Origin of the sequence: Arthrobacter sp. AK01, from assembly GCF_021109375.1 — a bacterium.
Lineage (GTDB): Bacteria > Actinomycetota > Actinomycetes > Actinomycetales > Micrococcaceae > Arthrobacter.
Map to the genome: position 1 here is coordinate 51,972 of NZ_JAJOHP010000015.1, position 26,824 is coordinate 78,795.

17 protein-coding genes are annotated in these 26,824 nt (G+C 58.4%); 10 read left to right on the plus strand and 7 right to left on the minus strand.

Annotated elements, in window-relative coordinates:
* Positions 1-159: 159 nt before the first annotated feature.
* Entirely contained in the window at positions 160-1,416 is a 1,257-nt protein-coding gene (locus LN996_RS07335) for an MFS transporter (RefSeq protein WP_231339765.1), read from the plus strand.
* Positions 1,417-1,576: 160 nt separating this feature from the next.
* Here the strand turns inward: LN996_RS07335 and LN996_RS07340 are convergent, their stop codons facing one another.
* Both LN996_RS07340 and LN996_RS07345 read right to left on the minus strand, forming a co-directional pair.
* The gene (locus tag LN996_RS07340; protein ID WP_231339766.1) at positions 1,577-2,662 is read right to left on the minus strand and encodes a tartrate dehydrogenase; all 1,086 of its coding nucleotides are present in this window, start codon (positions 2,660-2,662) and stop codon (positions 1,577-1,579) included.
* Between the two features lie 276 nt (positions 2,663-2,938).
* On the minus strand, positions 2,939-3,235 hold the full coding sequence (locus LN996_RS07345; RefSeq protein ID WP_231339767.1) for a hypothetical protein: 297 nt from the start codon (positions 3,233-3,235) through the stop codon (positions 2,939-2,941).
* 566 nt (positions 3,236-3,801) lie between these two features.
* Between LN996_RS07345 and LN996_RS07350 the strand changes: the two genes are divergently transcribed.
* The 3 genes from LN996_RS07350 to LN996_RS07360 all read left to right on the plus strand — a co-directional run bounded on the left by LN996_RS07350 (position 3,802) and on the right by LN996_RS07360 (position 7,350).
* Positions 3,802-4,812, plus strand: coding sequence for an alcohol dehydrogenase catalytic domain-containing protein (locus tag LN996_RS07350; RefSeq protein ID WP_269215614.1), 1,011 nt, complete (start codon positions 3,802-3,804; stop codon positions 4,810-4,812).
* Positions 4,813-4,908: 96 nt separating this feature from the next.
* Positions 4,909-5,706, plus strand: a complete 798-nt coding sequence (locus LN996_RS07355; protein WP_231339768.1) for an SDR family NAD(P)-dependent oxidoreductase — start codon at positions 4,909-4,911, stop codon at positions 5,704-5,706.
* A 168-nt stretch (positions 5,707-5,874) separates the two neighbouring features.
* Positions 5,875-7,350, plus strand: a complete 1,476-nt coding sequence (locus tag LN996_RS07360; protein ID WP_231339769.1) for an aldehyde dehydrogenase — start codon at positions 5,875-5,877, stop codon at positions 7,348-7,350.
* A gap of 275 nt (positions 7,351-7,625) precedes the next feature.
* Here the strand turns inward: LN996_RS07360 and LN996_RS07365 are convergent, their stop codons facing one another.
* Positions 7,626-8,393: an SDR family NAD(P)-dependent oxidoreductase gene (locus LN996_RS07365; protein WP_231339770.1), complete on the minus strand. Its 768-nt coding sequence runs from the start codon at positions 8,391-8,393 to the stop codon at positions 7,626-7,628.
* 454 nt (positions 8,394-8,847) lie between these two features.
* Here LN996_RS07365 and LN996_RS07370 point away from each other — a divergent pair, with 454 nt between their 5' ends.
* The 4 genes from LN996_RS07370 (at position 8,848) to LN996_RS07385 (ending at position 15,271) form a co-directional block, all read left to right on the plus strand.
* Positions 8,848-10,014, plus strand: coding sequence for a substrate-binding domain-containing protein (locus LN996_RS07370; protein WP_231339771.1), 1,167 nt, complete (start codon positions 8,848-8,850; stop codon positions 10,012-10,014).
* A gap of 89 nt (positions 10,015-10,103) precedes the next feature.
* The gene (locus LN996_RS07375) at positions 10,104-12,626 is read left to right on the plus strand and encodes an ATP-binding cassette domain-containing protein (protein ID WP_231339772.1); all 2,523 of its coding nucleotides are present in this window, start codon (positions 10,104-10,106) and stop codon (positions 12,624-12,626) included.
* Entirely contained in the window at positions 12,623-13,657 is a 1,035-nt protein-coding gene (locus tag LN996_RS07380; protein WP_231339773.1) for an ABC transporter permease, read from the plus strand. Before LN996_RS07375 ends, LN996_RS07380 begins: the two co-directional genes overlap by 4 nt.
* Before the next feature lie 504 nt (positions 13,658-14,161).
* A complete protein-coding gene (locus LN996_RS07385; protein WP_231339774.1) occupies positions 14,162-15,271 on the plus strand; it encodes an ATP-binding protein in 1,110 nt (369 codons plus the stop codon).
* Positions 15,272-15,723: 452 nt separating this feature from the next.
* On the opposite strand, the gene LN996_RS07390 is transcribed toward LN996_RS07385, so the two are convergent.
* The 3 genes from LN996_RS07390 to LN996_RS07395 form a co-directional block, all read right to left on the minus strand.
* Positions 15,724-19,455 carry a P-loop NTPase fold protein gene (locus tag LN996_RS07390; RefSeq protein WP_231339775.1) on the minus strand — a complete coding sequence of 1,244 codons (3,732 nt, stop codon included), beginning with the start codon at positions 19,453-19,455 and terminating at the stop codon, positions 15,724-15,726.
* Between the two features lie 333 nt (positions 19,456-19,788).
* Positions 19,789-19,914, minus strand: coding sequence for a hypothetical protein (locus LN996_RS23635; protein ID WP_269215615.1), 126 nt, complete (start codon positions 19,912-19,914; stop codon positions 19,789-19,791).
* Positions 19,904-20,758 carry a hypothetical protein gene (locus tag LN996_RS07395; RefSeq protein ID WP_231339776.1) on the minus strand — a complete coding sequence of 285 codons (855 nt, stop codon included), beginning with the start codon at positions 20,756-20,758 and terminating at the stop codon, positions 19,904-19,906. Before LN996_RS07395 ends, LN996_RS23635 begins: the two co-directional genes overlap by 11 nt.
* A 366-nt stretch (positions 20,759-21,124) precedes the next feature.
* Between LN996_RS07395 and LN996_RS07400 the strand changes: the two genes are divergently transcribed.
* Together LN996_RS07400 and LN996_RS07405 are read left to right on the plus strand one after the other, a co-directional pair.
* Positions 21,125-21,274: a hypothetical protein gene (locus LN996_RS07400; protein ID WP_231339777.1), complete on the plus strand. Its 150-nt coding sequence runs from the start codon at positions 21,125-21,127 to the stop codon at positions 21,272-21,274.
* Between the two features lie 96 nt (positions 21,275-21,370).
* Positions 21,371-22,171, plus strand: a complete 801-nt coding sequence (locus tag LN996_RS07405) for a hypothetical protein (RefSeq protein ID WP_231339778.1) — start codon at positions 21,371-21,373, stop codon at positions 22,169-22,171.
* Between the two features lie 128 nt (positions 22,172-22,299).
* Here the strand turns inward: LN996_RS07405 and mobF are convergent, their stop codons facing one another.
* Entirely contained in the window at positions 22,300-26,715 is a 4,416-nt protein-coding gene (mobF, locus tag LN996_RS07410) for a MobF family relaxase (RefSeq protein WP_231339779.1), read from the minus strand.
* Between the last annotated feature and the right edge of the window lie 109 nt (positions 26,716-26,824).

The following is a 26,824-nucleotide window of genomic DNA, read 5'->3' on the forward strand; positions in this document are numbered from 1 at the left end:
TCCGGTCTTTGCTGCACCGCGTTAGACGACAGGTGGTACCAAAGTGCATCGTCGCCGCCGTTCGTGCGGTTATCTGACACGTAAGCACCCCCATCCGGCGGACTACGAAACGGTACTCGTTGCAGGACCGCCAACTCCTCGATGAAAGGGACCGCTCGCATGACTACGTCCATCTACGGTACAGACCATAAGGCTGGAATCAGTCGGGCTCTCACCGGACTATTTGCCTTCGCTGGAGGGGCCGCCGTCGGAAATGTCTATTGGGCACAGCCTCTTCTTGGAGACATGGCAGAGGCATTGAGCGTCTCGTCGGGCACCGCCGGACTTCTCGTGACTCTCACTCAACTGGGATACGCACTCGGAGTATTTCTGGTCGTGCCGCTGGGCGATACGGTGAATCGGAAGCGAATGATTCCAATCATTATGTTTCTCTGCACCCTGTCGTTGCTGGGCTGCGCTCTCGCTCCCAACTTCGCCGTCCTATTGACCACTCTTGCCTTAGTAGGCTTCACCAACGTGGCTGGCCAGTTGCTGATGCCACTGGCTGGTGACCTTGCCACCGATGATCAACGAGGGCGTGTGGTCGGGACTGTAGCCTCGGGCCTTCTGACGGGCATTCTCTTGTCGCGCTTGGCCAGCGGCATCGTTGCGGACATCTTCGGATGGCGCATGGTCTACTTCGCGGCCGCCGCGATGATGCTAGTCCTCACTGCGGTCATGGCCTGGGCAATTCCCGTTCTAGCCCCCCGGGATCGGATAGCCTACGGCAAGCTGCTCAGATCCGTAGTGTTGGCTGTAGTCCAGCACCGCCCCGTCAGGATTGTCGCAGTCCTGGGCGCAGCATTGATGTGCGTCTTTACGGCGTTCTGGACGGGTCTGACCTTCCACCTATCCGCAGCTCCGTTCTCTTTCACGACCACTCAAATCGGCTTGGTTAGCCTTCTGGGTGTGCTGGGGATCGTCGGAGCACAGTTCACCGGCCGGGTCTATGACCGGGGTCAGTCGGTCGCCGCTATCGGGATGGGGCTCGCCCTGACATTGGTGGCAGTCGCAGTGTCAGGTTTTGGCGCGGCGTCGATCATCGCCGTGCTTGTAGCCGTGGCGCTTCTCTCCGTTGGTGTCCAATCCGTTCTGGTGCTCCTGCAGACGATGATGGTCTCCATGGACCCCGCAGCTCGAAGCCGGCTCAACACCGCCCTCATCGTCGGGAACTTCATCGGCGGAGCGCTCGGGTCTACCCTTGCCGCGATTGTGTGGCAATTCGGCCGGTGGCCCGCTGTTATGGGCGGGACTGCCCTCATCGTTGCCTTCGGTCTGACCGTCTGGTTCATGCATAAGAAGCGCTCTCTTTCGGACACCGCCATGTCCTCCGTGGCACCCGCCGCTGATATCGCCCCACAAAATGAACCAGGGTAAATCCATACCGCTGGACGCTGTCAAGGGGTGGCTCACTGTCCTCAGCGTGCCTGGGATAGTGTCAAATGATTGTCAGCGGCCATAAATTTTAGGATCTACCTTCGACACAGCTGCTTAACCGGCGCCTGGCGTGGGTCCGTCCCACGGGCTAAGCGGCAATTTAAGTCATGGCCGCGATGATGGCGTCGGTAACCTCCTCGGTGGTGGCACGCCCACCGACATCCCGGGTCAGTTGGTCAGCGCCAGCGGATGTGACAGTGGTAATAGCCGTCTCAACACGACGGGCTTCCTCATGCATACCAAAGTGGTCCAGCATTAGCGCGGCGCTGGCGATGGCCCCAATTGGATTACTGATACCCTGACCAGCGATGTCCGGCGCAGATCCGTGCACCGGCTCAAACATGCTGGGGTATCTGCGCTCAGGATTCAGATTCGCGCTGGCAGCCAGACCAAGACTGCCCGCAAGAGCTGAACCCAGGTCCGACAAGATATCGGCGTTTAAGTTGGACGCGACTACGACAGACAAATCTTCTGGCTTGAGAATGAACTTGGCGCTCATAGCATCAACCAACACGCTCTCGGTTTGTACGTCGGGGTAGTCCAAGGACACTCGGTCGAACGTTTCGTCCCAAAGGACCATGCCGTACTGCTGCGCGTTGGACTTTGTCACAGATGAGACTCTCTTGACGGCGCGAGTCCTGGCAAGATCGAACGCGAATCGCATGATTCGCTCGCAGCCCTTCTCGGTGAACAAGGATGTTTGAAGAGCCACTTCATTTCCAGGGCCTCGGCCGCTCAGATTCCGCCCGCCCAATCCCGCATATTCGCCTTCGCTGTTCTCGCGGACTACGACCCAGTCAAGTTCTATATTGTCCGCCTTACGCAGTGGGGACTGGATGCCAGGGAGGAACTTAACGGGCCTGATGTTGGCCCACTGATCGAAGTTCTGGGTGATGCTCAGCCGCAGACCCCACAAGCTGATGTGGTCAGGCACATTCTCCCAGCCGACTGCTCCGAAGTAGATTGCGTCAAAATTTTTCAGCGTCTCCAGACCGTCGTCGGCCATCATTTGACCGGTCGCTGCGTAGTAGCCGCAACCCCAAGGAAACTCGGCCCATTCAAAGGAGAACTTGCCCTCGGAATTCCTTGCCAAAGCGTCAAGAACGCGTCGACCGGCGGCGACTACTTCCTTGCCGACCCCGTCCGCCGGAATGGATGCGATCCTAAAAATCTGGGTGTCGCTCATTGCATGTCTCCTCGTTGAGAAAGTGCTTTAAGGGGAAGGGCTGTAGATCGCTGATAGCCTCACGTGAACTGACTCCCTTCGTGAAGCAGACAGTTCACCAACGAAAGTCGCGTGATTGACAATATCCCGTACTGTGGGATATTGTCAATCCAGAATTCTGAGTATCACCGGCTGGTTCATCCGAGGCGTTGCGCTGCGTCCGCAAGGCAGCCCACAAAGACCTGCCACGCACCCACCGCAAAACGGAGGATAGGGATGGAAGACAGGCGGAAACATTCACGAGTCAATGGCAAGTTCGTCGGATCGGCCGTGATAGCGGAGGCGTTCTATGGAGCCCAAAGCACCTTGTTGCGACTGCGAACTTACGGTGGAGACTGCCTGGACTTCACCCTGGATGACGTTCCTGACGCTGAAGCGGCCATCGAATTCAGCCGCCATGACATGCGGCCAATCTCGATAAAGATCCAGCACGGCGGTAAACGCTGCAGCGTCATAGCACTGGCGGCCGACGGGCCTCGGCGAATCGACGTCACACTCGGGGCAGCATTGGCGCTGCACCAAAATGGAGTCCATGTCGTGGTTGACGGGGGTCTCCGGATTGGCTCGCCATGCTCAACGCGCACCATTGCCGGCGGGGTATAGGCGACCCTCAAATCAGCCCACAGTCCCAGCAGGCCTGCGCGGCGAAAAATTAGGCTAGCAGAATGCCGCCCTCCATCCAGGAAAGGTGCCACGGCACCCGAGTGGCGATATCGCAATCAGACCACCCCCTCGCCACGCGCTGTGCTGCCAAGCATTCTAAGGCTCCATGCCCCCTCCAGTATTGGCTTGTGCACAACCAGTTTCCGCTGCATCACTCCAGTGCACCCCCGCTGGGCGCCCATTAGCATCCACGCGGGTCCTGTCGGTTGCAAACTCATCGACCAAGGCAGCCTCCTCCGGAATGGTCTTAGGGCGGGTTTTCCAGCAATGGGCCGCGGAGAGCACGATCAAAGGGCGTAGACAATATCCCATTTTGTGGGATATTGTCATTTTAGTTGCTTGACCCTGCTTCCTCGCCGCAGCGAGATGTGCCGTTCAATGGCACTAAGCACGGCGCAAAGATTCGGCCGAATTTCATGAGTTTCAAAGGAGCATTCATGCGTGGTGTTTTGTTTCACGGCGAGCGTCGAGTCGAAGTGGCAACTTTGCCGGATCCCACTCCGGGGCCACATGACGTGATCTTGGAGATGAGAGCCTCGGGTATGTGCGGGTCCGACCTTCACGCTTACAGAGGGCCGCATCTGGCGGACCCGTTCGTTGCAGGCCACGAACCAGCCGGGGTCATTGTCGAGGTCGGGAGTGATGTCTCCACATCGTGGATCGGAAAGTCCGTAATGGTCCATCACTATTTCGGGTGCGGCCGATGCGATCAGTGCCGATCAGGATGGACCCAGATGTGCCGTGAAGGGTCGGTAGCCATGGGAACAGGCGCCAACGGAGCTCATTCGGATCTCATCTCCGTTCCGTTCAACACTGTCATGCCCATGCCAGAGGGGCTCACTTACCTTGCCGCCGCAGCGGTCAGTTGTGGAACTGGCACTGCATGGCGGGCATTAAAGCGCCTGAATTTAGCGGCGGATGACACGCTTGCCATCTTTGGCCAGGGACCGGTCGGCCTCGCTGCCACCCAGCTCGCCACAGCGATGGGAGCGCGGGTTGTTGCCATGGACATCTCGGAGACCCGCCTTGAGCGAGCGAAGGAATTTGGCGCCTGGGAGTCGATTGACCCCTCACAGGTTGGTTCAGTTGCCGACACAATCAGGGACTTGAACAACGGAATCGGCGTATCAAAGAGCTTGGAAACTTCCGGTGCTTCCTCAGCGGCTGTCGATGTCCTCAACGTTTTGGATACTTGGGGCCAGGCCTGCTGGGTTGGGGTAGGCTCAACGATCAACTTCAGACTGACGGACCACCTGTACCGGCAGGTCAGCGGATTCGCATCCTGGACAATGTCCGTACCCGACATGATGTCGTGCGCCCGGTTTATTGTCGATCGTGGCGTCGACGTCGACTCACTTTTCACGGAGCGCTGGACGCTTGCGGACGCCGTAAGGGCCTACGAGCTATTCGATCAGCAGGCAGTCGGCAAGGGCGCATTCCTTTCCTGATCGGGCATTCGAACAGTTCCTGGCTAACGCGCGGTCAGAATTCAGGCTCAACAACAGAAGACCCCCAGGCACACCCATATCCGTGAAAGGACTGAAATGACCTACCAAGGCAAAGTGGCCGTGGTCACCGGAGGCGCCCGCGGCATCGGCCGCGCAACGGCGGAACTGCTCTCCAGAGAAGGATGCAGGGTCGTGATCTGCGATCTTGAGTTGAACGCAGTCAACGCCGCTGTGCAAGATATTCACGCCAGCGGCCGCGAAGCCTTCGGCGTCATCGGAGACGTTCGGGACCCTGAGGCCGTCAAAGAGAATGTTCGCCAGGTGATGGAAAGGTACGGGAAGGTTGACATCCTCGTCAACAATGCCGGAGGGCATACCCAAGTCCCGATCGAGAACATCAGCGGTGAACAATGGCGCCGCGAACTCGACGTGGTCCTGACTGGGTCGTTCAACTGGGCCCAGGCCGTAGGCACCGCGTCCATGATCCCTCAGGGCGAGGGCGTGATCGTAAATGTGGGATCAGGGGCCGGCCTCGCCGCCATCCCTGATGCTGTCGCATACGTCTCTGCAAAGCACGGGGTCATCGGACTGACCCGCGCACTCGCCGTCGACTGGGCACAGTACGGAATCCGCGTCAATTGCGTCTGTCCTGGGTTCACTTGGACCGAGCTGGCACGGAAGGTCAAGGACGAAAATCCTGAGCTTCTCGGCCAACGAATCGACCGCATTCCGCTGGGCAATGGAGCTCAACCCGAAGACATTGCAAACGCGATCGAGTTCTTCACCTCCGAGAGATCCCGGCAGATCACCGGCGTGGTCCTGCCGGTAGACGGCGGGATCATGGCAATGGAGTCCGGGTACTCCGCGCCGCGACGGGTAAAGGCTGAAAGTTAGAGCTCAAAGCTCGAGAAAATAGGCGTTCCGGCCTTGCGTCTACCAGTCCGGCTCGAGACGTACACCAGAGTATCCGGACAGCTACGGCGGGCGTCTCCCGTCTCGCACCATTCACCCGCGGACGGGATCGTCAAGGCGGAGATACAACCAAAATGTCAGTGAGGAACAATGACGCTAACTCGTACGTATAACTCTCTTTTCATCGGTGGCGAGTGGCAGCAGCCATCCAGCTTGAGCCGAATCGAGGTTCAGTCGCCGACGACAGAGGAAATCATCGGATCGGTTGCAGCGGCCACCCGGGTTGATGTCGACCGTGCGGTGCGGGCAGCGCGAGAAGCCTTTGATAAAGGTCCTTGGCGCCACAACACTCCGCAGCAGCGGGCTGAAGTCCTGCGCCGTGTTCGCGACGCCATCAGCGCTGAACGCAACGAGTTCGCCTCCCTGATCACCGATGAAATGGGCAGCCCAATCACTCAGTCAGAGTCCATCCAGGTTGGAACGCCCTTGGCACTCCTTGACGCATTCATCGAAATGTCGGAGACGTTCCCCTTCCGCGATGTGCGCATTGGAAAATCAGGCAGTTCCTTGGTTACCCGCGAGCCAGCGGGCGTAGTGGCTGCTGTCGTTCCGTGGAATGTTCCCCTGACCGTTGCCATAATAAAAATCGCCCCCGCCCTCGTCGCGGGCTGCACAATTATCCTGAAACCCGCTTCGGAAACGCCTCTGACAACTCTTGCCTTGGCCAAGATTTTCGAGCAGGCCGGCCTACCGTCCGGAGTGCTGAGCGTTCTTCCGGCCGACAGGGAGACGAGCGAATACCTGATCGGCCATCCGGCTGTCGACAAGGTGACCTTTACAGGTTCCACCGCAGCTGGTCGGCGTATTGCATCGATCTGCGGCCAGCAGCTCACCCGTGTCACCTTGGAGCTTGGCGGCAAGTCCGCGGCGGTCATCCTGGATGACGCAGACCTTGATGCCACCGTTGAGACGCTCCGGCTTGGATCCCTGCGGAACAGCGGCCAAGTTTGCAGCCTCAAGACGCGCATCCTCGTGTCACGGAAGCGGCACGATGAATTCATCGATCGCATGAGCACGATGGTCCATTCGATGCCTGTCGGCGATCCGCGGGATCCCGCGACTCAGATCGGGCCGATGGTTACTGCCCGGCAACGCGACACCGTACAGAGTTACATCGATTCCGGTAAGTACGAGGGTGCAACCACAGTTCTCGGCGGGGGCCCTTCCACGCTCGACCGAGGTTGGTTCGTCGACCCGGCTCTCTTTACCAACGTCAAACCGGACATGAAGATTGCGCTGGAAGAGGTCTTCGGCCCCGTACTGGCCGTGATCCCTTATGACGACGAGACACAAGCGATCGAACTAGCAAACCATTCGGACTACGGACTTAATGGGGCGCTGTTTACGAGTGACATCGAGCATGGCCTTGAGGTCGCCTCCAAGATCCGGACAGGTACGGTCGATATTAACGGCAACCCGCCCGGATTCCAGGCCCCGGTGGGCGGTTTCAAAGCGAGTGGCATCGGCCGCGAGGGCGGACACGAGGGTCTCGAGGGATATATGGAGCCCAAGTCCTATGGACTTCCTCGTGATTTTGCGGAGATCTTGCGGGGGACTCTGACATAGGGTCCATCTCGTAGACTCTCACTCTCTAACTGATCGAGAAACTGCCACTGCGTTTAACACGCAGTGGCAGTTCTCTCGATCTTCTTTTTTCCGTTGGCAACCAAGAAGACTGGCCCGGAGGGCGCTGGCAACAGCTTTGATCTGCCGCGTGGCGATGGAGTTCCGGCCCCTAAAATCCACCCAACGGATGGCGTTGAGTTTACTGATTGGACCGCCCCACCCGGAGCGGTACGTCTAAGCATGGGGCGTCTCCCTGCGTGTCCGCGCGTTTCATGCTAAGTGGTTTGGCCTCCGTCAACGACCATCGCCATTCCGGTGGCAAAGGACGATTCGTCTGACGCGAGCCAGGCCACGGCGGAGGCGATTTCCGCGGGGGAGCCAAGCCTTCCAATGGGCATGGCAGCGATCATCTCCTGCATCTTGTCGTGACGCCCCTCAGTCGCCCGCTGGATTAGGGCGGTGTCAACCGTGCCGGGGCATATTGCGTTGACACGAATTCCCTGTGTTGCGTAGTCAAGCGCGGCGGACTTCGTCAAACCGATAACACCATGCTTTGCGGCAGAGTAAGCTGCTACCCCGCGGATACCCTTTACACCAGCCCCGGATGACGTATTGATAATGGATCCGGCGCCCTGTTTGAGCATGTGATCGATTTCAAACTTCATGCAGATGAACACTCCAGTCAGGTTGACATTCACGATCTGATGCCACTCCGGGACACCGATTTCACTGGCTGGCTTGAAGGGTTGTTCGATTCCGGCGTTGTTGAACGCGATGTCGAGGGATCCGAAGGTTTGAAGAGTGGCGTCCAACGCAACTTGGACTTGCTCTTCGTCGGTAACGTCGCACTCTATGGCGATAACCGACCCGCCTGCTTCTTTGACCAGGCCTGCAGTCTTTTCACCTCCCGATACCGACAGGTCAACAACGACGACGTTCGCTCCGCGCCGAGCGAGTTCTATAGCGGTTGCGCGACCAATGTCGCCTGCGGCCCCTGTTACGAATGCGGTTTTCCCACCAAGATTTGTAGCGCTGGAATCCATTAGCGTTCCTTCCTGTAACTGTTTGATTTCCGACTTGCCTTGCGGTGGTGAGCTAAATCGTGCCACCGCGAATGGCGACCCCACAGCGGCCCGGCAATATTGCCTTGGAGTTCTGCGGCAGCCATACCAAAGGTCGATTTCAGCTACGGGGGTAGCCCGTGTCACCAACAGCTGACGAGCCCATCTCCGGCTCAGGGCTAAGCACTGGTGCGTATCTGCTCCATTGCCGATTCCACGAACGCCGGTCCGTAGGCCGCCCCTCAGAATGGTCCGCCGTGCTGGCTCTTAGCCCCCGACCTGCTTGGCGCGCACGATGGGTTAGCCATCGCCCCGCCATTGCAAAAGTCCCACAATGTAGGAGAAATCACAAAAAACTATTGCAAAAGTCCCATAATGTAGGATACGTTACAATCCACCTTGAGCTCAAGGACGAGACCTCAACCTAAGGATTGACATGAAACGAAGCAGGATCGCGGCCGTAGGGACCCTCATCTGCTCAGCCCTATTACTCTCTTCTTGCGCTTCGGGTGCAAGCACCTCGGCGAACGATTCAACCTCCAAGCCGCAGTCGACGACCCCCGTTGTTGTCAGCTTCGACCCGAAGACCAAGGATCTGATTCCGAACACCCCAGTTGGCGAATGGTGCGGTCCCAATAAGGCCAATGCCGCTGTGTTCGATGGCATTCCACTCGACGCTTGGAGGAGGATCGCACTCGAGGTCTTTAAGAAGGAAGCTGCCAAGTGTGCCTCGATTGACCAGAACATTTTGCACGTATCAGCCGGCGGTGACGCTCAGAAGGCAAATTCGGACATCGACGCACTTGCAGCACAGGGGTACAAGCTCATTACAGGATGGGCTGATTTCGGCGAGGCACAGTTGCCGTCTCTCCGCGCAGCCACTGCGGCAGGCGCCACAGTGGTGCCTTACGGCAACCAAGTCGGAGGGACGCCGGGCGTCGATTACGCAGCCAATACTTACCTCGACAATCATGCCGCCGGCGAGGAGGTTGCAACCGCCGTCGCCAAGAACCTGGGTGGCAAGGGCAAAGTGATCTCCGTTGGCGGCGCTGCTGGTGCGAAGAGTACCCAAACATTCCACGATGGAGTCAAGGATGGACTCAAGAAATACCCAGACGTCACGTTGATCAACAACGATTTCATCGTCACGGACTGGTCCCCGGTGGAGGCCCAAAAGAAGATGTCCGCCCTAATCTCCCAGAATCCTGACATTAGCGCAGTCATCATCGACTACGGTGCGACGGGAGCGGGTGTAGTCAACGCCTTCATCTCATCAGGTAAGAAAATCCCCACAATCGGCGTTCTAGGAGCAGCCAATGAAATCGCCTGCTTGTGGAAATCCCACGACGGGACAGATACGGCCTTCAACCTGATCAGCGCCGATTCGGTTCACGCCACCATCATGGCAGCAGCTCAGCAAGCCATCGCCGCCGCAACTGGCGGGAAATACAACGCCGTCCAATCATTCACGCCGCCACTGACCAACGACACGGCGGCCGGCCAGGCCCCAAAGTGTGATCCGTCCTTGCCTGTAGACACGGATTTCACCTCGCCGTTGACGGTCGACGAACTGGTGAAGGTTTTGAAGGAATCCCAGCAGTAGCTCTCACAGCCGGGCGGTAGTCACCAGGTCAATCACGACGCTGCTGACTACCGCCCGGCACGAACTGCCCGCACGACGAGGAGTGTTTCATGGGACAGACAATGACCCAGGATTTTTCAAGCAATAGTGATCAAGCAGCAGCGCCCCGCGGTCTGGTAATCGAAGACGTCAGCAAGGGGTTCCCTGGCGTCCAGGCTCTGAGCCATGTGAGTTTCGACGTCCGGCCTGGGGAGGTCCATGGCTTGGTTGGCGAAAATGGCGCAGGGAAGTCGACTTTGATGGCGATCGCCTCCGGCACGTTGCTGCCCGATAGTGGATCCGTCATTATCAACGGTGAGACGTTGGCAGGTGCCGGCCCGGACCATGCACGCGACCTCGGCCTTGCGATCGTGTATCAGCACCCGGCGCTGATGCCCGATCTCACTATCAGCGAGAACCTGTACATGGGCGTACCACGACACGCACGCCCAAGTGCCACGCAACTGGATTCTTGGGCCCGGTCTCGACTCCAGGCATGGGACGAATCCATAGGGCTGAAACCGACGGATCGAGTGGCAGCGCTTGTACCCGAAGAGAAATTCATTGTCGAGATCAGCAAGGCTCTTGCCCCAGGGCCAAGCATTCTCATTCTAGATGAGCCGACAGAGCATCTCTCCACAGACGATGTCCAACGCCTGTTTGCCAACATCCGCGAACTCAAGGATGCGGGCTGCGCCATCGTCTATATCTCGCATAGGGTTCGCGAGGTGCGGGAAATCGCCGATCGTTTGACCGTACTCCGTGACGGTAAGACACAGGGAACTTACCAGGCGACTGAACTCGATGAGTCCCAAGTCATCAATTTGATCGTTGGACGCCCTTTAGAAACAACCTTTCCATCGAAGCCTGCCCTCGACGATGCCGCTCCAGTGATTCTCGGAGTGGAGAATCTGACGGGCAGCGGCTTCAATGACGTGTCTTTCAATCTTCGCAAGGGCGAGATCATTGGCCTCGCCGGCATTCAAGGAAACGGCCAACGGGAACTTATGCGAGCCCTCGCAGGGCTCCAGAAAAGCCATGGTCAAGTCTCGCTGGCGGGTGAGAATATATCGACGCGAACGCCAACGAAAGCACGAGCAGCCGGTGTGGCCTACGTCCCTGCAGACCGGCACCACGAAGGCATAGTCTCGGGTCTCAGTGTCCGCGAGAACCTCAGTATGCGATCGCTCACTTCGTTTGCCACAGCCGGCATCGTTAGTAAAGGCAGAGAGTTCAAAGCTGCGCGTGATGATATCGCCCGCTTCCGTATCAAAACCCCATCTACTGAAACGAACATCGGGCTACTCTCTGGTGGAAATCAGCAGAAGGCAGTGATCGCAAGTGCTCTGGCCAGCAACCCAAAGGTGCTCCTGACCGACGAACCCTCCCAGGGTGTTGACGTCGGAGCACGGTCAGAGATCTACCAATTGCTCCGCGCTGCGACCGCTCAAGGGACAGCCGTCATCGTAGTGTCTTCCGATGCCCTCGAGTTGGCCGGGCTCTGCGACCGCGTGATTGTGTTCTCTAGAGGTCGGGCCGTCGCCGACATCGCTCAAGAGGACGTCTCCGAACGTGCTATCACCGGTGCGATGCTTACGGCGACCAGCGAACGAATACGCCCCCAACGAGCGTCGCGGCTCGTCACTTCCCTCGCCGGGAACACGGCACCGCTCGTTAGCGTCTCAATCGCCATTCTCGTTCTGGCAGTCGTAGCCGCCTCAGTGAACGGAGCCTTTCTCAGCAGCGTGGGGGTCGGCAGCATGCTAGCCCTCGCTACTACGCTCTCGCTGGTTGCATTCGGCCAATTATTGGTTATGTCGATTGGAGGGATCGATCTCTCTGTCGGGCCACTGATGGGAACACTCGTCGTGATCGGTTCCTTCTTCTTCACCAACGGCTCATCACCTCCAAATCAGGCTTTGGGGTGGGTTGCGTTCTTCGCCACGGCCTTGGCCGTTGGTTTCGTGAACTGGGTTCTTTCCGATTTAGTAAAAATGGGCGCAGTTATAGCTACGCTCGCCACTTTCACAGCCCTGCAGGGGCTCTCCTTGACGCTTCGGCCCGTCCCTGGCGGACTGATTTCAGCCAACCTGATCGCAACAATAACGACTCGATGGGGCCCGATACCCGTGCTCTTCGTTATTGCAGTCCTGATAGCCCTAATAGCGGAATATGCCCTTCGCAGGACCCTGTTCGGCATGTCTCTTCGTGGAATCGGATCAAAGCGAGAATCGGCAAGAATCGTCGGCGTAAAGCCGTTGAAGACACATCTCATTGCTCACCTTGGATGTTCATTCTTCGCAGCGCTGGCTGCGATTCCCCTCATGGCTAGGGTTGGTGTCGGAGACGCCTCGGCAGGAAGCACCTACACGCTCATCAGCATTGCGGCGATCGTCATCGGTGGCGCGAGCATCTTCGGCGGTCGCGGTTCCTTCATTGGTGCCCTCCTTGGAGCCCTGCTCATTGTTCAGTTGAACGCTGTGACGACATATCTGCACCTGGATCAGTCTTGGTCACAGTTCCTCCTCGGCGGAATGATGATCGCCGCAGTAGCCGTATACAGCAGGAGCCGCGAACTTGAGGTGCCACGATGACCGGGATCGAGACGAAAAGCGCTTCGTCGCACACTGAAGCTGCAGGCACATCTCGTGCCGAACGATGGCGGTTTGGTCAATATTCTTGGGTTTGGGTAGGGCTCCTCGGACTTCTCATCCTGAGTGCAATTCTCGTGCCCGCGACCCTTTCCCCGGTCAGTTTGGTCGCGGTCCTCCCATTCTTCGCGGTTCTCGCCCTTGCGGCAGTTGGACAGTGCCTTGTTATTCAGCAACGTGGGCTGGATCTGTCTATACCAGGGACCTTCGCAGTGACGGCGATCGTTATGACCCGGCTTGAGCTGATCGGTGTATCAATGCCGCTGGCCCTGATTGCGTCGTTGGGTATCGCCGTGCTCATTGGCCTAGTCAACGGACTAGTCATATTGAAGTTGTCGGTGTCGCCCTTGGTCGCTACGTTGTCGACCAATGCGATCCTTCTAGGGGCCGCCTACATGATTTCGGGGGGACAGTATCTGTCATCCTCGCCGGAATGGAACGGAATCGCACGGTCCAGGATCGTTTTCGATGTTCCCTTCGTAATCGTTATGGTCGTCGTGGTCATCGCTGTGTTCTCGTTTCTCCTCCGGAAGAGCGTTCCAGGGCGCAGGTTCGTTCTGGTCGGGTCAAACCCCGCCGCCGCGCGCGCCGCCGGTATCGGAATAACGGCTTACCAGCTGAGTTCCTACGTTCTGTGTTCGCTGTTCGCCGGCATCGCAGGTCTTCTGTTGACGGGCTTTGTGGGGAATGCAACTCCAGGGCTGGGCGGCCCCTACCTGCTCTCAACGGTGGCGGCAGTAGTGATCGGAGGCACCCCGCTTACGGGGGGTAAGGGCAGCCTGGTGGCTACGGCCGCGGGAGCACTGCTGCTATCACAACTGGACCAGCTAACGGCCTCTCTCGGAGCACCTCAGTCGACTCAAATGTTTGTGCAGGCAGGAGTACTCGTCCTGGCCTTCGCAGTCCGACAGGTCAACCGCGGTACATTCGATCGTCTCTTGAGCCGCTCGCGCGGCGGGCTCGCACGGACCTAGCCGGACTCATCCGTGCTCTATCTCCACAAGAAGCCTCCTGATGGACCTCGCCGGTTCGCCAGGAGGTTTCTTGGTTTCCCGTCCTGCGCGGCAGCGGCCTCTGAAACGCTTACCTCCGAGAAGCCCTGCGTAAATGTTGGATTGGTCATGGACCGGGAGTTCTCGCAGCAACTTCTACTCCCGTACTTTAAACGCCGATAACGAACCTTATGTCGTGTTGAAGGAATGTCAGCACGAAAGACGGCACAATTTAGGGCCGCCAGGGCCGATTCCCCTCATCAACCGGGCCGCGCCGCCGGGCCAGGGCAGCCCATCGGCACGAGCAGGTCGGCCAGGGCACGGCCGGCTCCCTGCGGATTGCCGCTTCAAACCCTGCGGCTCGGCGCGTTGGTAGTTCCATCCATGGGCCGGTGTGTGCGCTAGCATGTGCTATTCACCAAATTCACCCCGTTAGCTAAATTCACCAAATTCACCTAGATTCACCTAGATTCAGGAGAGTGTTGCGTGCCCACAACCGAGAACCCCTTCAGGCCCACCGCCGGAGCCACCCCTCCGGAAGTCATCGGCCGTTCCGGGCTTTTGGACGAGTTCGAATACGGGCTGGAGCTGGGTTCGGGTGCGCCGGGTTTGCTGTCCATCTTCACTGGTGCCCGGGGTATCGGCAAGACTGTCATGCTGGGAGCGGCCCACGACGTCGCACGCCAGCACGGGTGGGCTGTCATCGCTGAGACTGCCACCGGCACGTTCATGGGTCGCGTCGGGGAAAAGATGCGACGGCTGACCCAGGAACTAGCCGACAACCCTGAATCCCGCCGTCGGATCACCGGGGTGTCAATCGCAGGTTTCAGTGTCACTTCCCAACTGACGCCCGAACGCCAGGTCGACTGGCGAGAACTGGGAGAAGCCCTTCTCACCCTCCTCGATGAACGCGGCACGGGTCTGCTGATCACGGTAGATGAGATCCACGCCGCAGACCGTGCCGAGCTCGCCCAACTTGCCGCCAACGTACAACACTTCATCCAGGACCGCCTGCCCATCGCGTTGATTTTCGCCGGACTGCCCTCAGCAGTGTCGGACCTGCTGAACGAAGGTGTTGCTACGTTTCTTCGCAGGGCCGACAAAATCGACCTGCACGCCGCGGCCATCCTCGACGTCGAGAAGTCCTACACCGACACGTTCGCTGCCGCAGACATTAACATCGCACCTGAACTGGTCCGTACGGCAGCATCCGCCACGGGCGGATACCCCTTCCTGATCCAACTCATCGGCTACTTCCTCTGGCGAGAAGCTGAGAAGAACAACAGACAGCTCTCCCCCGGCGCGGTCGACAGAGCCGTAACCGCCGGCATCCGACGCAACGAACGCGTCGTCATTGAAGCAGCCTTGGCGGCCGCCTCAGCCAAGGACCGGGAGTTCCTCCGGGCCATGTCCATCGATGACGGCCCCTCAACGACGGCCAACATCATCCAGCGCACGGGATCCCGGCCAACCCTCGTTGCGAAATACAGGAACCGCCTCCTCGATGCTGGCCTCATAGAATCCACCGGACACGGCAAAGTTGACTACGCCATTCCCGGCCTCCGAGAGTACCTTCGCAAGAACCCCGACGTCTGACCCCCCAGAAAGCATGTTTCAGCGAATATGGAGTCAAGGCTCTTCCACGCAGACCGTTCAATATCCGGTCTTCTTCCGCGCCCCGAAGTCATGGCCCGCTTGAAAGCTGTACGAAGCCTATAAACAGGCTGACGAGGAGAACACCATGTCTGCCTGGTGGATCCGGTACTGGGATCCGCAGGCCCGCGTACTGTTCCGGGTGCTGGTCCGTTCAAGAGCTGCCAACGTCAACACGCGTTCCTTGAGCGGGCAAAGAGGTACACCCCGCATCTTGTTACGGTAGTCACGCCGTTCGGCTGGACGCCGTGATACTTCGCAACGAACCGCGCCGCATCTAGGCCTGCAGCAACTTCACCAACAACAAATTCAGGCCCCTACTCGCCGCTAATGGCGACCGGGTTATCGGATCGCATAAAGACAACTCACACCTAAATTCAAAGGGTTGATTAGCATCAGGGCCTCTTCAGCGAAACCTTCAATTTGGAGTCCTTCCCCGTTGGAAAACTAGACACGATTCCGCCACTTTGGAGACTTCTAAGAATAGCTCGATGCTGAGGAGTGTCGTCCAATTTAGTGGTAGACCAACCTCTATCTGCAATACGCCCGTAAGGATCGCCCATTTCCCTCAGAATAACCTGCAAGCTTGTAACCTCCCAAGAATCAACCTTCTTGGCAACCAAATCTATAATATTTGAAGCCTCAACGCTCCCCTTAATCAGGACTTTTATGCCTATTTCATTAAGATTCAGATCGCCGCGGCGATCAGCATCGGCAATTTTATAGTAAGTACTTGGTGGTACATTAAGAAACAAATCCTGAGAAATCTGACCGAGGACTTTGCTACGAATCGAACGCTTTATGCTCCTGCTAGACATTATTTCAGGGAGGAACTTCGAGTCGAGCGTCTCAGGTGAAACCAGACCCTCGTACTCACTCGATGCTCGTATGGCGTAATCAAGCGTGGGCCAGTCAAGCATGAGTCGAGAGCTGAACGCAGCCTCGTCGTCCAGAATGATCCCTTCCTCGATCAACCGGCCAACTTTTTGACCGGGCTCCGGCTCAATAGCTTCCGTCGGAAGAGTTCCTGGCTTGAGCGAACTTACAAGTGAAATTCGATGGTCGATGTCGGGCAAATTGGTTGAAGCGTTGAGGATTGCAAGGGCAAGATTTGTTCGTTCCGACTCCTCCGCATCATCCGCCTGCGGAATCTGAGTACAGTCCAGGAGGGATGTGGCAAGAGCCTCGTCGAGAGCACCGCGCCAGTCAACATATCTGGCAATATTCCCGTACTTCGTAGGCGCACGTCGTCCGGCAACGATGGCCGGCCAAGCGCCTCTCGGCACCTCGGTCAAGTCCTCGATTCGACAATCCGGGTGCGCATTCTCCACCACGAAGTCAAAATCTGCGACTTGCCACCCCGGTGAGTCACTCAATACGATCCCAAACATTGCGGGATCCTCGATTGTATATTTAGTCGCGGATGATTCTTCGTAGGCCGACTTATACTCATCAATCCTCGATACTGCGTGGGCATATACTGATGAGCTCAATTTCTTCAAATGGTCAAGCGAAATCCGATGGTCGCGGGTAACTCGCTCAAGGTTACCTGCCGATACACGGTACAAGCCGGTTTGGGCAAGCTTGATACAAAAATCATCTGACAACGGAGTGAGATCAGGAAGCAATATCTCAATATTCTGCAAGAAAACAATTCTCTTTGCTAGATCGGCACCTTCATTTTTGCCGATAAATGACGGAAAATCTGCATAGTTCTTCGTCACGAACTCCGACAATGCCGTACTAAAGCAATATTCAATATTATCTGACATTGCCCCTATGGCCCCATCGAGTAGCTTTGCTTTCTCTTTGACATCCAGCGTCGTTTCAGAAACAACAGTCTCAAATACTTCTGGCAAGTGGGGCGCTACTTCAATTACAAAGCGGTCCCTTTGAGCGCCAGACATTAGATAAACATTGACGAAATCTAGGTCATCATCATTTCCTGAACATAGGTTCCGAACAACTATGCCAATGTCAGTAGTTTGGGTTGATAGCAGATGGTCAAATATAGAAACATTGAACATACTTCGTTCTTGAAGTACTGATGTTCCCTGATCCCGAATTATTGCTTCAACGTCTGCACTGTCTAGCGGATATTCGGAATCTGCAATACCGTGATCCACATATTTCATTATGTAAATCATTGCATCAGGGCGTATCAATTGGCCATAGAAGGATGACACGTAAAGTGTGAAGTGAGGCGTGATGTAGCCCCCGACAATTAGTGCAACGACCAACGCCGACGGCAGCAGCTCATCGACAATCTCTCTAAAATTCTGCGCAGACCCGCCGACCACCATGCTATACCGAAAATCAGGCCTCTCCACTAGCTGCTTCCACGTGTGACGGCGGAGAAACGACAGTGAAGTTTGGCCTTGATCAATTTTTTTCCGTGCAGCTAAAACTTGCGCATGTTCGTATGGTTCTAGATTCAGATCCTCCCCGATGAGGTTCCGTACGGCCTCGGCTGTGAGTACCATGTGGACGTTTGTGTAACTGCCGTTGTAGCGGTCATATGTGCCTCGGGTCAAAACACTGAGTACGACTTCTGAGTGAGCAACCTTCCGCCAAAAGGAGGTTGTCGCCATCTCTTGCTGGGTAATGGGGGTACCGTCCACGTAGACAGCGTCACGCACCAGCGGGGAGCCTTCGGCCCCTGCGAGGCTTCCGACAACCTCTACGAGTTTAGCGGCGAGCTCCGCGGCCCGTTCTGATGATGCCTGGGCTTTCTCATTGCGCCTATGAAGCATGTCGTTCGTCCGACGGATGGTTTGGAGATTTTCGCTGACCAGGTCTCTCCATGCTGTGAATAGTTTGTCTAGTGAGGACGTGCCATGACGGATCGCTTCGAAGTCCCCCATGTGAGCATTTTTCAGGAGGATCATGGCGAAGAGTCGATCTGCGTTCAGTTCAGGGACGGGGTTCTCAACTTTGAGGAGTCGATGCTCGAAAATCTCGTACTCGTTGACAATGTTGTGGATGAGACGCATGTCCGCAACGTGACGTGCAGCAAGATCAATCAGTTCTTTCGAGATTTCATGTCCGCGTTTTTCCAAAAGGTCTAGCATCAGGTCACGAGCATTTTTATGGGTAATGAACGGAACAACAGGGATGACAAGTTCAAAGAACTTTGTTCGGTTGGCCCGCTTTAGCTCGTTTCTGGCTTGATCCGAGGTTTCATCGATATCTCGCCCTAACTTCTCAAAGACACTGTCTCGAACCGCATAAATAAACCTAATATTGCGTCCGTTAAGCTGCTTTGCCGCGTTAAGCAGACTATTCAGTGAGCGCAAACTTTCAAAAATTCGGGAGTCATTGAAGCGATCCAGATCTTCAATAATTAGAATGTCACGTTTTCGGTTTGTTTCGAAAAAATAGATAATTTCATCCAAGTACTCATCGAAATAACTCGTTGATCGTGCTGGAAGAGTAATGGTGGCAGGACCGGCACTTACCTTCTCTACTCCTAGTCTCCCATGGATGAACAGACGAAAAATTAGCACAACGATGCCCATCACGACGGGGATGGCAGCCCAGACACTCAGAGTTCTGAGCCAGGAGGGGAGCGGTTCCAACGCCGCTCCAAAATTGGGCAAAGCGGAAATATCGACTCCAAGGGCAGCAAGCACCACGAGTACAGCAAGTCCGCTGAGTAGTGCGTAAGCGACCTCTCGACGCCACTGAATTCGCGTAATGCGACGGAATCGCGACTCTGGAGCTGCTGATGGTTTCTGCTGATACAAGAGCTGCTTGACGATTTCCTTCTGTATCCGGTTCGTCGTTGTAGCTGCTGCGGGGTTGGTTTCCTCAGTAGTCGCTGTTTTCTCTGGTTTTTCCCCTAGGGTGAGGAGAGAGACTTCAAGCACGCGATCCTTGAGCCGGTAAGCAAGTTCAGCCAGAATGCTACTTTTTCCGGTTCCATATGTGCCTGAAAGGGCGATGTTCCGTACTGTGGGTTGGCGCGTGATGGCGTTCTCTAGCGCGGCGACGTATGTCCGGTGGTGAAGTGGATCGTATTTCGGCGCAAGTGGCTTCAGCTCAGGAACTGGCTGATGTGCGTCGTAGGGGCGCTCCATGATTGCGGTATAAAGCCGCCACATACGTTCAGATCCTATGATCAGCAAAGCCTAGCCATTCGTGAGAGTACAGTGTTGGGTCAATAATGCCGTAAGTCACCCTGTCACTCCGACCAAATGCAATCGGGGTCAGTCCCGCTCTATCCGCTACAGTCCCAGTCCAGGTCCGCGTAGGTTCTCACCTGCGGTTCTTTGCTGTTCCCGCTGCGCTCGTTCGGCCATGAGCCGTGCCCGGCGTTGCGCTTCGGTTTCTGGCTTCTTGGCCGGGCTTGACCCGATAGGGTGGCATTTTCTTCCGGGTCGGCCCTGGCACGGAGGAGTATGATCTGGATTTGGGAGGGGCCGAGCAGCGTGCGAAACTCTTCGACCCCTCCGGATGAATCAGCCCTGGACGTACTGCAGTACTGCTAGTACCGATGGGACGATGGCCGAGATCGTTACCGCGATGGTGTGCAACCACTGGCGGACGGGCTCGGCCTTCTGCTTTTGATAAGGGTTAGGACTCACTGATGCCTCCTTTCTTCCATCGTGCGAGTGTTTTGTCCCAGCGCGCGTCGGAGGTTTTCTTCGACAGTTTGCGCTTGAAGGGCGGTTGCAGGCTGTAGCGGCGTTCCCTGACGGTGACGCTTACGGTGCCCCAGTCCTCCCGCGGGAAATACGCATGGTCCAGAAGGTTCTTCTCCTGCAGCTCTCCGAGACCTGTGTTAAGGGTGTCGGCCGAGATGCCGTACCACTTGGGTCCGAATTCCTGGGGCAGGTAGAACCCTGGCTGCAGCGAGCTAGTGATCAGCAATGTTGCTTTCGCAGCGAATGAGAGTTCGCGGTACCAACCCTCGCTCCAGTACTCCAGAGGAAGGTTGAAATAGGACTCTTTGCGGGGTAAAGGTTGAGTATAGGGGTCGCCGGTGCCTTTTTCGTGCAGGGTGGTGATCTTGGCCATGCGGGACTCGCGGGTGCGTTCGACCAATTTGAGATCGACGAGTTTGCCCCAGAGCTTGGACACGGTATCGCTGGCGTAGTTGGTGTTGTTTCCTTCACTGCTCAGGCCGAGTGCTCTGCCCCAGAGAGTTGATGGTTTCTTGACGTCCCAGGGGTCGCTGACGGCGCAAAGCCGGTGCAGGAGGTAGAGGTCCAGGGCGCGTTCGTTGTGGGTTCTGACCAGGGTGGAGAGGAGTCCGGGCACGGGTTGATTCTGGGGGCCTGTCTGGACGAAGTCGCGGCGGATCTGGACTCCCACGGTGCGCCGGGACTGCTCCAGCATGTGCTCGATAGTTTTCGTCTGTGCGTAAGCCGTGTCACGGAGCAGCTCCTCGATCGTCTTCTCGGGGGCTTCCGTCGTTTGTGTGTTCATGTCAGCTATATAAGCATCCCGCCCCGCTATGGCTCGGGTGCAAAAACCACCTCAACTGCCGTTCTGGCGTGTGCTATCTGTAATTCATATCTAATATCCAATCGGACATCCTCTGATAACTTTCCAAGCACCCTACGCGAATCGGGGTCCCAGCGAATGATCATGGTTGAAAAGCAGGATTCCAATGGCGACCTAAAATTCGTATGCCCGTAATCGGGCATCCAACTGTTCCAGAGGCCCTTTCCAGGCTTCCGGGGGAAGGCGCTGCACGGGCGACGGCCTGTCGACGTCCCGGACAGCGCCCCTATCTCGTTGCTTGTCGAAGCGTTGGAAAGCTCGTTCCCGACGAGAGGTTAAGATGCTGAAGTGGAAGTGATCGTGCCACTACGAGACGCCAACGCCACCACAAGCCTTGTTAGTGCCGAAGCCGGCACCTACGAGCAGGCTAAAGCATCTACCGAGGCGAAAATCCTAAGCGCCAAGACCATCGTTTCCCGCGCCAACCCAGACCGCTGACAGGACAACTTGGAAACAAATGTGAACCAGCCCGCGACGGGTTTACGCCGCAGACTGTCCGAAGAAGACTCTCGGAGCGCTTGGCGGTCCCTGCGAATGAACTTCGCCGAAATAGCTCGGTGGCAGGAAGAAGGAGTCAATACGGTCACGGCAGGCCCGGGATCGCTGCTGGATGGCGTCGATGCGGTTACCGAGCCTTACCAGGTGTCCCATCACCTCGGACATTTGCTTCACACTGCGGTCGATCATTTGCATACCCTGACGACTGTGATGGGCGAATCCGGCGCCCAGCACTCCTTTGCCCCCTACACGCTCATCCGGGCCGCGATCGAGAACGCAGCCACCGGGTTATGGATCCTGGAGCCCGCCTCCCCCACAGAGATTGCACGGAGGTCACTGCAGCTCGAGTATGTGGACCTGACCGATCTCCAGAAGGCGCACGAGACCGTGAGCCCGGGAGGCGATTACGACGAGCCCCGGCTCAAAATTTTCGATGACTGCCTTTCCCGCTACGGTTGGAAGTCTTCGGACATCAAACTCCGGCCAAAAGGTTCCCTGAACATCATCAAAGCTGCCTCAACGCGCTTTGACGTCCCGGCCGCGCCGCTGATGTGGCAGATGTGCTCGGCCGCCGCCCATGGCCGCCGCTGGTCACGCGATTTCTTGAACCTCTTTGAGGGCGAGGACGACGGCGAATCGAAGGTTCTGACAGGCCGTATCGTCTCCGACGAAAAAGCCATAGCGATGGTACTTCACACGGCATGCGCCCTAGTGCGGAAACTCAGAATCGTCCGGGACGCCCATTCCAGGAACCCCTTGCACTCGGGCACAAGCTTTACGCGCTCCGAGCCCGGACTGCGCATTGCTAGGGCGGGCCTCTACCTGCCCCGCCGGTAGCTCCCAACTTCAGGAGGCTCTGCTAGCGTCAAAGGACCAGGACCAGATGCCAAGTGATGGTGTAACGGCATCCCGCACCTGGTGCGCGGCAACTTGGAGCCGTGGCCTTCTCGGCCAACCCGCGCTGGTTACAAGCCCAGTCCTGGACCCCGCAGCTCATCATTGCTTCTTTGCTGCTCTCGGACAGCTCTTTCGGCCGCGAGTCGCGCTTGCCGCTGAGCTTCTGTTTCTGGAGCTTTTTCGACAGGCTTTTGCTCTGCTGCCTGCTTGGCCTGCCGCTCAGCGATCATCCGTTCCATCTTGTTCATTAGGCGCGGCTTCTCTATCTGAGCCGGCGTGACAGCCGTCGGCTCCTGAGCGTTGGCCTTCCTGTCTGCGTCCGATTCCCGCTGAGCCGGGGCCTCGGGGGCGTGGGTGTCTTTGTTGCGTTCGACCGCGCGCAGGGCGTCCAGGGTCCTGTCATGGTCGGTGGTGTGCTCGGGCAGGGCGTGTGAGCGTTTGGAGACGGTCACTGCCTGGTCGTGGAGTTGCTGTCCGATTTCTTCGTTTCTGAACCGTTCTGGCACTGGGGTGGCCTCCGTTTCGGGAACGTTGTAGCGGGCGCGGAACATTTCGATGCTAGCCGCGGTGTCGCGCCATTGCTGGGCGGCGTCGGGGCGTGCCGGGACGGGTCCGAGTTTCTTTGCCCATTCCGGTGGTGTGGCCGCCAGGAGGTGGCCGCGTTCGTCGAACCTTGCGGCGAGGACTTCGCGGCGGGCTGCGAGCTCTTCCTTCCATGGCGGGGGCAGGTACGGGCTTGCCGCGGCGCGCGCCGGGGCGAGCCATTCAGGCAGCCTGTCGGAAGCCTGCACGGCGGAGACGGGGCGTGGTGTGAGGGTGCGGAGGCGTTCCTCAGCCCGGGCGCGGGCGGCGATCGTTTCGTTTCCCCACGCACGCTGGGTATTGGCGCCGGCGGCGGGGTTCTTCCCGTAGGCGCTGCGGCTCCCGCGTTCAGCGGTTTCGGCTGTGCGTTGGGATTCTTTGAGTTGCTGGTTGCGGATCCGGTGTTCGTCCTGGAGCGCGCGCAGTTGCTGGTGGGCGCGGCGGGCAACCGAGGGGTCGTTGATGGACGAGGTTTCGCGTGCGGTGAACCGGGTCGTGAAGATCCGGCGTTCAAGTTCGGCGTCCGTGAGGTTGCCGTGCCGGCGGTTGGTCCAGTGCCCAGCTGGTTTCGATCCGTGGGCTGCGGCTGCCTCACGTGCGGCCCGGGCACCGGCTTCGGCTTCAGCACGGACGCTCGCCAGTTGCTCATCGGTCAGTCCCTGCAGGGGGCGTTCCCCTGCTTGGGCGATCAGTTCGGGAGCTTTGTCCATGATCTTTTCCACGCGCCAGGCGAGCACGGCGGAGAAGTCATCGGCGGTCTCGAATTCGCGTTCACCGGCTGCCGCGCGCAGCAACCCGGCAGTGTCCCAACCCGTCTGTTCGGCCTTGGCCAAATGGGTGGCCACAGCAACCCAGGACTCGGCCTCAATGAACTTCTCAGCGTCCGGTCCAAGGATTTCCCGTGCCATGGCGGCCATGCGCAGGGTGTTGGCTTCTTCGGTGACGTAGCGGTACTGATCGGCCAGGGTCAGGGGCGAGTTGATGCGTTCGTATTCGGTGGCCATGGCCTCGTGCGCAGAGGAGTCCTGACTGTGGTTCCCGGCGATCGCGGCCAGAACACTGTCCCTGTCCTGGCCTTCTTCAACGGCAACGAACAGTACGTTCTCATCCCGGCCACGGGTTGCTGCGACGTAGGCGTTCTCCCGGGTGGTGGAGGCGTCCAGGATCGGGATTCCGGCGTCTTTGGTCATGCCCTGGGCGCGGTGGGTGGTCAGGGCGTAGCCAAGGTGGACGTGCTCTGAGACGTATTCGGCGGGGAGCCGGATCGTCCCGCCGTGCTCGAGGTGGGCGACCGACAGGGACCCGTCCTCGTGGGCTTGTTCGACGGTCCAGAGGTCGCCGTTCTTCACGACGTCACGGCCGCGCTTGACCTTCAGCTGGGAGTCGTTCAGGCGGGTCACGATGTGGTCCCCGGCCCAGGCATGGGAGCCGTCGCGCAGCTGCACGGATGCCCCGGTGCCTGCCACTTCGCCGGTTTCGATCCGGTAGGCCTGGGCGCGTTCGGAGAGCCGCTGAGAGCTTTCGTTGGTCGGTGCCATCATCACCGCGGCATCGCCCTGGTTCAGGCGGCTCTGCCACAAGCCGAAAGCCAGCCCTTCGACGGTTTCGATGCTTCCGGCCTGGACCCGTCCGTTGTCTTTGTACCAGGCGAACGGGTCAGCTTCGTGCTCGGTGGGGGTGCGAAGGAGCAGGGAGGCTTCTGCTTCTTCGGGGCTGTGGAACCGGTGAATGGTCTCCAGTTCGGTCGCGCCAACCTCGTTGATCAGCAGCCGCAGCGCGCCACCGGCTTGGACGGCGGAGAGCTGCCGGTCATCGCCGATGAGGCGGACGAGTCCGCCGCCGGCCTCCACTGCCCGCACGACGTCGGCGAGTTTGCCGGTGCCCTGCATACCGGCTTCATCGACGATCACGAGGGTGCCGGGCGTGACCTTGAAGGCCTCGTTGGGGCTGAGCAAGAACTTGTCTGTTGTCGCCGCGGTGATGCCGAGTTGCTCGCCCAGGTTCGCCGCTGCGACGGCTGAGGGTGCAAGTCCGATGACCCTGCCTCCCGCGTGCGTGATGGCGGCCCGGACCAAGCCCATGGAACTGGATTTTCCGGTACCGGCGGCACCAATGCCGACGGCCAGGAGCTTCGATGAGGTGGCGAACTCGCGGGCCAGCTCGATCTGGCCGGCGTCCAGCGGGTGGGATTTTTCCCCGGTGGCCACGGCGAGATTGTAGGCGTCCACGGCGGCGTCGAAGTCCTGCATGGAGGCTGCCGGAATGACGTCTTTCTTCCCGGCGCGCAGCAGCAGGTTCTCATCTTCGAGGATCTTCGTGGAGGTGTACCGGGTATCGGTGCGGTGGTTGAAGTCAGCCGTTCCGGCGTTCCGGGTGAGTGCTTCGAACCGGCCGTGAACCTGGTCCGGGGTGATACGCACCGACGCAGTGCTGAGGCTGTGGGAGACCACCTGTTCCACGGTACCGGCCGGGACCGGGCCGTGTTCGACGGCGTATTCGCGTGCCCAACGGTTGGCTTCGGCCATGACATTCTGCGCTGTCCAGGTGGAGCGCTTGTCCGAAACAGCGGTGACGACCTGACGCGCAACGGCGTCAATGTCGATCCCGGTCTCCGCGGGGCGTTGTGTCCGGGAACGGGTACCGGTGATCCGTTTCAGGGCCTGTTCCGTGTAGAGGGTTCCGGCTTCCTGCCTCCATGCTTTGGCCTGCTCGGCGAGGGTCCTGGGTTTCTCTTTGTCGGGCCTCGTGTCCAGTGTTGCGGCTTGTGCGAGTTTGAGCAAGGCGGCTTGGTCGGGGCTGTGGCCGTGCTGTTCTTCGTACGCCTGGCGTAGTTCGGTCAGGCTCGAACGGATACCTGCGCTGCGCTTGGAGAACAGCGCGTTCAGTTCCCGGGGGACGGAGGCTACTTCCATGACGGGCTGCTTGGACCCGTTGACGGTGCGGGCTTCAAACTCCACACCGTGCTCTTCAAGGTAGGCCTGGATCCGGGTGTTGTAGTGCTCAGAGACGGCCACAGCTGAGCGGTGCATCAGCTTACCGTCGATGGTCTTCCAGTTCCCTTGCAGGTCCTGGACCTTGTTAGAGACCACAAGGTGGGTGTGCAGGTTCGGGTCCCCAAGGCGGGAATCGTGGTGACGGAACGCCGTGGCCGTCAGTCCGCCTTTGACGGAGGTTTGGGCGATGCCGTTGGTGCCCAAACGGGTGGCCAGGGCGTGGGTTTCCAGATACTCCACGGACTGCTTCAACGCGGCTTGGTGGGCTTCTTCGACCAGACGGCGGGTGTCAGTATCGCCGAGGGCCCACAGCACGGAGATGCTTTTGACCGGGGTGAAGGTCAGGTCGTACCCGGCCACTGCGTTCTGCTGGGGACGCATCTGCGCGGTGATGTACTTGCCAAGTTCTTCCTTGGACGAGGGTGGGCGTCCGTGGCCTTCACGGAACATCACAGCCCCTGCGAAAGCCCGTATCCGGTGCCGTTCGGCTGCGGTGGGTTTGCGGCCCTGCATGCGTTCGAAGTCGCTCTCGCGGACGCTTATGGTCTTGGCCAGGGCGTTGTCTTTGGGGCCGTAGTCGTAGTAGCGGCGGCCTAGTTTTGCCTCCGCCTGGGCGGCCTTCTCAGCCTTTTTGGCTGGCATACCGTCGGCGAGCTTCGCGGCGAGGATTGCCTCGTATTCCGGGTGCCGGCCCTGCCCAAAAAGGTTGGCCATTTGGGCTTCGGTGACGTTCCCCGACACTCCCAGTGCGTCGGCTCCGCGGCCGAGCCACTGTCCCGGGGGAAGGCCCTGCGCGGTGTAGTAGTCGCCCAGCTGGCGGTCGCATGCGCGTAGCTCATCACCGCTGGCGGTCTCCTGTGTGTAGTACAGGTAACCGGTGCCAGCACTGAGAACGTGCAGCGACATCATGACCCGATTCTAGCGGAATCGGCCTCGTTTATTCGAAATGCAAGAGGTGTGACTGAATTTGGCGTTTTGAGTGTGATGCGAGCTGGCGAGTATCGGTTCGAGAAACGTC

Bases quoted from the DNA above. Each gene is read 5' to 3' on its own strand.
- LN996_RS07405 (WP_231339778.1), top strand. From the start codon at position 21,371: ATGAACTTCGCCGAAATAGCTCGGTGGCAGGAAGAAGGAGTCAATACG.
- LN996_RS07370 (WP_231339771.1), top strand. From the start codon at position 8,848: ATGAAACGAAGCAGGATCGCGGCCGTAGGGACCCTCATCTGCTCAGCC.
- LN996_RS07365 (WP_231339770.1), bottom strand. From the start codon at position 8,393: ATGGATTCCAGCGCTACAAATCTTGGTGGGAAAACCGCATTCGTAACA.
- LN996_RS07395 (WP_231339776.1), bottom strand. From the start codon at position 20,758: ATGAACACACAAACGACGGAAGCCCCCGAGAAGACGATCGAGGAGCTG.
- LN996_RS07345 (WP_231339767.1), bottom strand. From the start codon at position 3,235: ATGGACTCCATTTTGGTGCAGCGCCAATGCTGCCCCGAGTGTGACGTC.
- mobF (WP_231339779.1), bottom strand. From the start codon at position 26,715: ATGATGTCGCTGCACGTTCTCAGTGCTGGCACCGGTTACCTGTACTAC.
- LN996_RS07355 (WP_231339768.1), top strand. From the start codon at position 4,909: ATGACCTACCAAGGCAAAGTGGCCGTGGTCACCGGAGGCGCCCGCGGC.
- LN996_RS07380 (WP_231339773.1), top strand. From the start codon at position 12,623: ATGACCGGGATCGAGACGAAAAGCGCTTCGTCGCACACTGAAGCTGCA.
- LN996_RS07340 (WP_231339766.1), bottom strand. From the start codon at position 2,662: ATGAGCGACACCCAGATTTTTAGGATCGCATCCATTCCGGCGGACGGG.
- LN996_RS07375 (WP_231339772.1), top strand. From the start codon at position 10,104: ATGGGACAGACAATGACCCAGGATTTTTCAAGCAATAGTGATCAAGCA.
- LN996_RS07350 (WP_269215614.1), top strand. From the start codon at position 3,802: ATGCGTGGTGTTTTGTTTCACGGCGAGCGTCGAGTCGAAGTGGCAACT.
- LN996_RS07335 (WP_231339765.1), top strand. From the start codon at position 160: ATGACTACGTCCATCTACGGTACAGACCATAAGGCTGGAATCAGTCGG.
- LN996_RS07360 (WP_231339769.1), top strand. From the start codon at position 5,875: ATGACGCTAACTCGTACGTATAACTCTCTTTTCATCGGTGGCGAGTGG.